The 7542-nt window shown below is 50.6% G+C and carries 7 protein-coding genes; 4 read left to right on the top strand and 3 right to left on the bottom strand.

Annotated elements, in window-relative coordinates:
• The first annotated feature begins 456 nt into the window (after positions 1-456).
• The 4 genes from HWQ67_RS09865 to HWQ67_RS09880 all read left to right on the top strand — a co-directional run bounded on the left by HWQ67_RS09865 (position 457) and on the right by HWQ67_RS09880 (position 4612).
• A complete protein-coding gene (locus HWQ67_RS09865) occupies positions 457-1746 on the top strand; it encodes a DUF1015 domain-containing protein (RefSeq protein WP_218252521.1) in 1290 nt (429 codons plus the stop codon).
• Between the two features lie 66 nt (positions 1747-1812).
• Positions 1813-2814 carry a type I glyceraldehyde-3-phosphate dehydrogenase gene (gene gap, locus HWQ67_RS09870; RefSeq protein WP_218252522.1) on the top strand — a complete coding sequence of 334 codons (1002 nt, stop codon included), beginning with the start codon at positions 1813-1815 and terminating at the stop codon, positions 2812-2814.
• A 2-nt stretch (positions 2815-2816) separates the two neighbouring features.
• Positions 2817-4010 (top strand): phosphoglycerate kinase, encoded by a 1194-nt coding sequence (locus tag HWQ67_RS09875; RefSeq protein WP_218252523.1) that lies wholly within the window; start codon positions 2817-2819, stop codon positions 4008-4010.
• Between the two features lie 107 nt (positions 4011-4117).
• Positions 4118-4612 carry a putative metallopeptidase gene (locus HWQ67_RS09880; protein WP_218252524.1) on the top strand — a complete coding sequence of 165 codons (495 nt, stop codon included), beginning with the start codon at positions 4118-4120 and terminating at the stop codon, positions 4610-4612.
• 74 nt (positions 4613-4686) lie between these two features.
• On the opposite strand, the gene HWQ67_RS20225 is transcribed toward HWQ67_RS09880, so the two are convergent.
• From HWQ67_RS20225 to HWQ67_RS09895, 3 genes are all read right to left on the bottom strand, one after another.
• Positions 4687-6120, bottom strand: a complete 1434-nt coding sequence (locus HWQ67_RS20225; protein ID WP_218252525.1) for a sensor histidine kinase — start codon at positions 6118-6120, stop codon at positions 4687-4689.
• On the bottom strand, positions 6117-6791 hold the full coding sequence (locus tag HWQ67_RS09890; RefSeq protein WP_218252526.1) for a response regulator transcription factor: 675 nt from the start codon (positions 6789-6791) through the stop codon (positions 6117-6119). Before HWQ67_RS09890 ends, HWQ67_RS20225 begins: the two co-directional genes overlap by 4 nt.
• A 167-nt stretch (positions 6792-6958) precedes the next feature.
• On the bottom strand, positions 6959-7300 hold the full coding sequence (locus HWQ67_RS09895) for a DUF5666 domain-containing protein (RefSeq protein ID WP_218252527.1): 342 nt from the start codon (positions 7298-7300) through the stop codon (positions 6959-6961).
• Positions 7301-7542: the final 242 nt, after the last annotated feature.

Here is a 7542-nt window from a genome sequence, read left to right on the forward strand (position 1 = left end):
TCGCAGGAATGACAGTTACAGGCTTTTTCCAAGTTTGTCATTCCTGGCTTGACCAGGAATCCAAAAACTGCAAAAGCATAGTTACCATGAAATATAAAGAGGATACGTAAAGTCCATGAAACCGTCGAGCTGTTAAACGCTGTATATGCCGGAACCACCAAAACAAAAAAGAAAGAAGCAAAAAGTATTAGAGATAGTTTGACGGAAGAAGTGATGGCTTTCGGAAACTTGCTGTTTGACTATTTCAAGTATGGAAAAAACAAAGATACTTATAAAAAAATAAAATGGCACTTAAGCAACTCCTCTGACTTTACTGCATTTAAGCATTGGATAGTAAAGGACAATGATGAATTAAAGAACGAATTTAACAAACTACTCAGTCCCTAAAAGTTTCGTTTGATTTTAATCACAGGACATGCTATAATACCCACACTTTGATTGTTGAGAGAGACACGATTGACTGAGGTAATCCCCTTCAGAGGGTTGTTGTACGACCCAGGGCGGGTGGCTATGGAGGACGTCATTGCTCCCCCATACGACATCATCACGCCGCAGAGGCAGGATGCGCTTTACCTCAAAAGCCAGTTCAACATCGCCAGGGTTGAGTGCGGCAAGGAGTTTGCCGATGACACCGATATATGCAACAAGTACTTCCGGGCATCCGAAAGCCTCAAGGGCTGGCTCACAGACGGTATCATCAAGTTTGAAGACCAACCGGCATTCTACCTCTATGAAACCGACTACTCTGTCGAAGGCAAACAGATTGCCATGCGTGGCGTCTTTGCCGCCGTGAAACTAGTACAACACGGCGAGGGTATCTATCCACACGAAATGACCAAGGCAAAACCCAAACTCGACAGACTCAACCTCATGCGTGCCTGTTGCGCAAATATCAGCCCGATCTTTGCCATCTACAACGACCCGGATAAAGGACTTGACACCCTCTATGCCAAGATACTCAACACCAAACCGTACTTTGAATTCGACGACGATGACTCCATACACCACAAATGCTGGATCATCAACGCCCCCGACGACGTCGCCGCCATAAGCGCTAACCTCAGCGGCAACGACCTGTTCATTGCCGACGGACACCACCGCTACGAAACCGCACTGGAGTACCAACGCATCATGCGGCAGCAATGCCCCCTCAAAGCTGGAGCCTCCGACACACAACGCAAGGACTACGACTACGTTATGATGCTCCTGGTCAATGCGGCAGAAGGCGGTCTGACCATCCTGCCTACACACAGGTTGATCAATCTACACCACAATGGCGCACCAAAAGACCCCATCACAACGCTTAAAGAACAGTTTACGGTCGAACACATCACAACACCGGCCCTGCACAAGACCGCCCTCTCCACACGCTATGCCATAAACGTGGCTATCGACGGACAACCCCACACCTTTGGCCTGTACCTGCACGGCCATGAGGGCTTCTACGTCCTGCGCTACAACGGGCAACAACTACATGGCCTCGATGCCACAGACGTCGTTATGTTACACAACGTGGTGTTTAAACAACTCTTTGACATCAACGACTTCGGTTACGAAATGGATACGGCAAAGACCATAGACATGGTCAGGGACGGCCAGTTTAAGGCGGCATTCATACTAAACCCCACAAGGGTTGAGGACATCCGCCTTTCGGCGCAAACCGGCGTCAAGATGCCGCCCAAGTCAACGTACTTCTATCCCAAGATTCCAACAGGACTGGTGATCAATTATTTGCAAGACTTGTAGTGTAATATAGTAAGGCTTAGTCTCTGCTATATATTCAAATATTAAGTTAAATTTTAGGAGGTTTCAATGGCAGTAAAAATAGGTGTAAATGGTTTTGGAAGGATAGGCAGGAACTTTTTCAGGGCCTGCATGGATAACCCCGAAATAGAAATCGTGGCGGTAAACGACCTTACGGACGCCAAGAGCCTTGCCCACCTGCTGCAGTACGACTCGGTGGTTGGTAATCTCAAGGCCGATGTTTCCGTCAAGGACGACACAATCGTGGTCAACGGCAAGCCCGTCAAGGTGGTTGCAGAGAGAGACCCCGCAGCGCTTCCCTGGAAGGCACTCGGTGTAGAGATTGCCGTTGAGTCAACCGGACTCTTTACCAAGAAAGAACACGCCGCAAAGCACCTCGCAGCCGGAGCGGAATGGGTTCTGATATCGGCCCCGGCCACCGATGAGGATATCACCGTGTGTATGGGCGTCAACTCCGACAAGCTAAACCCCGCAGTACACAAGATAATATCCAACGCCTCATGTACAACCAACTGTCTCTCCCCCGTAGCAAAGGTCTTAAACGACACCTTTGGCATAGTCAAGGGACTCATGACCACCGTCCACTCATACACCAACGACCAGAGGGTGCTGGACCTTGCCCATAAGGACCTCAGACGCGCAAGGGCAGCCGCAATAAACATAATCCCCTCAAGCACCGGTGCAGCAAAGGCTATCGGTCTGGTGCTGCCGGAGTTAAAGGGCAAACTCGACGGCTTCGCAATGCGCGTACCAACCCCTAACGTCTCCGTCGTAGACCTCACCGTGGAACTCGCCAAAGAGGCCACAAAAGATGAACTAAACGCCGCCGTTAAAAAGGCCGCCGAAGGCCCCATGAAGGGTATCCTCCAATACTGTGACATACCCCTGGTGTCTTCCGACTTTAAGGGCAACCCACACTCCTCCATCTTTGACGCAGAACTGACAAAGGTCATCGGCAACATGGCAAAGATCATATCCTGGTACGACAACGAGTGGGGCTATAGCTGCCGCCTGCGGGACCTCGCCCTGTATGTTATCTCCAGGAGGTAATAATGGGACTTGACAAGATTGTAATAAGGGACCTCGACCTCAAGGGTAAAAGAACCTTCATCAGGGTTGACTTCAATGTCCCCTTTGATGAGGCAAACAACATCACGGATGACAACCGCGTCCGTGCGGCCCTGCCGACCATAAACATGGCAATCGACAAGGGCGCCAAGGTGATCCTTGCCTCCCACCTCGGCAGACCAAAGGGAAAACCCAATCCCAAGTACACGCTCCAACCCGTGGCAAAGTGCCTGGAGGGGTTGCTCAACAGAAAGGTGGCCTTTGCCCCCGATTGTGTTGGCCCCGAGGTAGAAAAGATGGTCGCCGATATGAAAGACGGCGACGTCCTGCTTTTGGAAAACGTCCGTTTCCACGCAGAAGAGGAAAAGAACGACCCCGAATTCTCCAAGTCCCTGGCCAAGCTGGCCGACGTCTACGTAAACGACGCCTTCGGCACCGCACACAGGGGACATGCCACCACCGAAGGGATAACCAAGTTTGTCCCGACCTCGGCGGCAGGACTGCTGATGGAGAAGGAGCTTAACTACCTGCTTGTATCCGTGGAATCGCCCGTGAGGCCGTTTGTGGCCATCGTTGGCGGGGCCAAGGTATCGGGCAAGATCGGTGTGCTCGACCACCTGGCAAGCAAGGTGGACAAGGTCATCGTTGGCGGGGGGATGGCCAATACGTTTTTCAAGGCTATGGGCTATGAGATCGGTGACTCACTCTGCGAAGACGATATGCTCGATGTTGCAAAAAAGGTCATGGCAAAAATGAAGGAACTCAAGGTCAACTTTCTCCTGCCCGTGGATTGCCTGATAGCCGAAAAGGCGGAACAGGGTGCACCTACCAGGGTGGCACCGGCCAATAAGGTCCCCGCAGGATGGCGCATCCTCGACATCGGCCCGGAGTCTTCCAAGCTCTTTGCAGATGCACTCTCCGATGCCAAAACGGTCGTCTGGAACGGCCCAATGGGACTCTTTGAGATAGACACCTTTGCCAAGGGCACCTTTGACCTGGCGGCAGCCGTAGCAAATATCAAGGCCACTACCATCATTGGCGGTGGAGATTCAGTGTTGGCCGTTAAGAGGGCCGGGGTGACCGACAAGGTCTCCTTTATATCAACCGGTGGAGGCGCCTCTCTGGAGCTTCTCGAAGGTAAGGTACTGCCAGGGGTGGCAGCGCTTACAAAGAAATAACCCTTTTGAATAACCCGTGGGGTGGGAAGGCTGGGTGGACAACATGCCCTGTCCCTCCCTTCCACGGTTAATCTAATGAGACAATACTAAGGAGGAGGTGTAGGAATTTGGCATTTAACAGATTTGAGGACGCACCATCCAGCGTCATAACCCTGGTCAATGAGGTAAGGAACCAGTACTTCTCCGAACTCATAAACGTAAGCATCAGGGTGCTGTTTGACAGGAAAAAGAGAACCAGCAGCGGTAACATCGTCCTGGGACGGATACAGAAGACTAACGACCTCACCAGACACCTCACGAAAGAGGACACCGCCACCGCCGAAGGCTATGACTTCATTCTGTTTCTGGACAAGCTGACATTTACTAACATCGAAAAGAAAGACCAGGTACGATTGATCAGACACCAGCTCCGCCACATAATCGTAGACCCCGAGTCCCCCAAAAATCCCTACAAGCTGGTCGGTCACGACGTAGAGAACTTTTACGCCGAACTCGAACTCAACAAGGACGACATCAGATGGGACGAGCGCGTCAGAGAAGTAGCCATGTCCCTGTACGACCTCGATAAAGAAAACGAAAGCACAGACGAAGGCGACTATTAATGTGCTTTTCATTAACGAATCCTCTCCGGGGGGCATAGGTGCTGCAATCCTGGGGTAGACATTGACAAAAAGCCTCAACCGTCTGCCGGATAGCCCGGCTCTCTGAACGCCTCCGTTGCAGGCAAGACGACCGTAAAACAACTGCCCTTGTCAATTTCGCTGTCAACGTTGATGTACCCGCCGTGGGCCTGAATTATTGATTTCACGATGCTCAGGCCAAGGCCGCTGCCATCGGACACTGCGTGGTTGTCGCAACGATAGAACCGATTGAAGATGTTTAGGATGTCAACCCCCTTAATACCAATCCCCGTATCTGTAATACGCACTTTGACCATGCCACCTTCCACAACGGACGATAGCCCCACAAAACCGCCGTCTTTGTTATACTCGATGGCATTTGTCAGCAGATTTAAAATGGCCTCTGTCAACCTGTCCCTGTCTGCCGGGACGCCAACGTCGCCTGCTATGGAATTGCTGATACTTATGTTTTTTTCTTTCGCCAGGGGCATTGCCATTTCTATGGCGCTTTCGATACAATCGCTCAGACGTACCGGCCTGAAATCCGCAACCGTCAGGATGCCGGAGTCAAGGCGCGCAAGACAGAGGAGGTTGCTCACAAGCCTGTCCATGGCATCGGCAACGGACTTGATTGTCTCCAATGCCTCTACGTACTCCCCTGCCGATCTCTGACGCTGACACAGCACCTCACAGTGGGTCTTGATCACCGAAATGGGTGTCTTGAGTCCGTGTGAGGCATCAGAAACCAACCGCTTTTCACTCTCAAAGACGCCCTGCAGCCGATCAAGCATCGCATTAAAGGAACCCGCAAGACCCGTTAATTCCCTGACCTCTTTGCCGGTGTCAAGGCGCTGCGACAGTGTCTGATGGGTTATCGTGTTGAGTCTCGACGAAAACGCATCTATGGGCATAAGGGCAGCCCTTACGATAAGAATGCCCACGGCGCATATAAACACAGTGCCGGCAGGGAGCAGGACGAATAAGAGATTCCTGAACGCCCGTATCATCGCCAGGTTTGCAGAGATGTCCTCCGCCGCAAAGACGCTAAAGTGTCTGTTGAGCAAGACCGTCTGTTGTTGCAAGACCCTGATTGGTTCGCCGTCAGGCCCCACGGACGTGTAGATTATCTCATTGCGTCTCTTATCCTGATGCTCTATGTTGGGGGAGGTCAGGTCAAAGTCGGCATTTACCAGGGAGGTAGAAACCGCCAGTATGCGATTATCCATTATCACCTTGTAGTAGTGCCCCGAGCGCGGTATGGAATACTCCCCGGCTATGACCTCTGACAGTTCCAGTTCTATGGCGCCGTGTTCTTCATGCAGGAGGCCAATTATTATCTGCAGCTTGGAATGGAGGGTCTTATCGATGCCCTGAAATATGATCGCCTTGATTTCATAGTACAGGAAAGCACTGATAGCCATTATCAGCCCAGACGTCAAACACAACAGCCAGAGAAACAACCGCCCCTTTATAGACCTTAGCACACTCACGGGGTATCCCTTAGCACATAGCCCGCCCCCCGGACGGTATGTATCAGTTTGCTTTCAAACCCCTTGTCTATCTTATTTCTGAGATAGTTGATGTAGACGTCTATGACGTTGCTGTCACGGTCACTGTCGTAGTCATAGAGGTGATCAATCAGTTCGGCCCTTCCGATGACCCTGTTTTTGTTCAGCGCCAGGTACTGCAGGAGATTGTACTCACCCGACGTGAGACCGATTATTGTACCGCCTCTGCTGACCGTTCGTGCATTTGTATCTATCGTCATGTTCGCAATTGTGAGCAGGGCAGAGGGCACCCCCTTGCTTCTGCGCAGGAGCGCCCTGAGCCTGGCCAGCAGTTCGGAGAAATTAAACGGCTTTGCGATGTAATCGTCGGCGCCAACGTTGAGTCCCTTTATCTTATCGTCCACCTCCGCCCGTGCCGTAAGTACGATAACGGGTGTATCGATCTGCTTTGCCCGTATGGTACTCAAAATGGTCAGACCATCCATCTTTGGAAGCATCAGGTCAAGGATCATGGCGTCATAGGGATAGGTTTCTGCCATGTACAGTCCCTCTTGTCCGTCAACGGCCAGGTCAACGCTAAAGGAGTGTTCCTGTAATCCCTTTCTGAGGATACTTCCCAGGTGTTTTTCGTCTTCCACTATGAGGACCTTCATCCGTTAAGCCCCTCAATTTGTCCTTTGTCCAGGGGGATTACGCTTTTATCAGGGTCATCCTTGAGAAACAACATTTTCTTACATTACTCTGTTTCATTGCTTTTATCCTGCCTCTCTGATTATATAACATGTAAAGGATATTGGGAAATCCCCACCCCCCTGTAGTGTCAGCTTCGGTTCCTGGCTCTTTTCACCTCTATCTCATCCGCAACAAACGTATCACCGTCATAGCCTCCCTCAACCTCCACGTATGCACCGACTATGGCCTTGCCATGTTTTTCCTTGATGTGCGTATTTTCGGTAACAACCACTTTCCTCTTGCCCACGGTCCACGTGCCAACAGACTCCTTGGGCATCTCCTTAATCACACCATATATCTTACCATGTCGCCCTTGGTCTTTGTAATACTCATCTTTATGCTCGTCCTCCCTACCGCTGGTATAGGCATTGCTTGCCACCATGACTATCACCACCGCCAAAGCTAAAAACACTGTCTGTAACCTTCTCATAACTACCTCCTGATACCATTTAAGAACCGGGGTAACTACCCCTCTTTATGTTCTTTAGATATATCATAACAGATGAAACATTAAGGAGAGATTAAAATGTCGGATTTTTATATTGTGTTAATATAGAAAACGAGTATCCTCTTTATATTTCATGGTAACTATGCTTTTATGCATCATGGATTCCTGGTCAAGCCAGGAATGACACACTTGGAAAACGCCTGTAACTGTCATTCCTGCGAAAG

The sequence above is a fragment of the Candidatus Magnetobacterium casense genome, from assembly GCF_019173545.1.
Taxonomy (GTDB): domain Bacteria; phylum Nitrospirota; class Thermodesulfovibrionia; order Thermodesulfovibrionales; family Magnetobacteriaceae; genus Magnetobacterium; species Magnetobacterium cryptolimnobacter.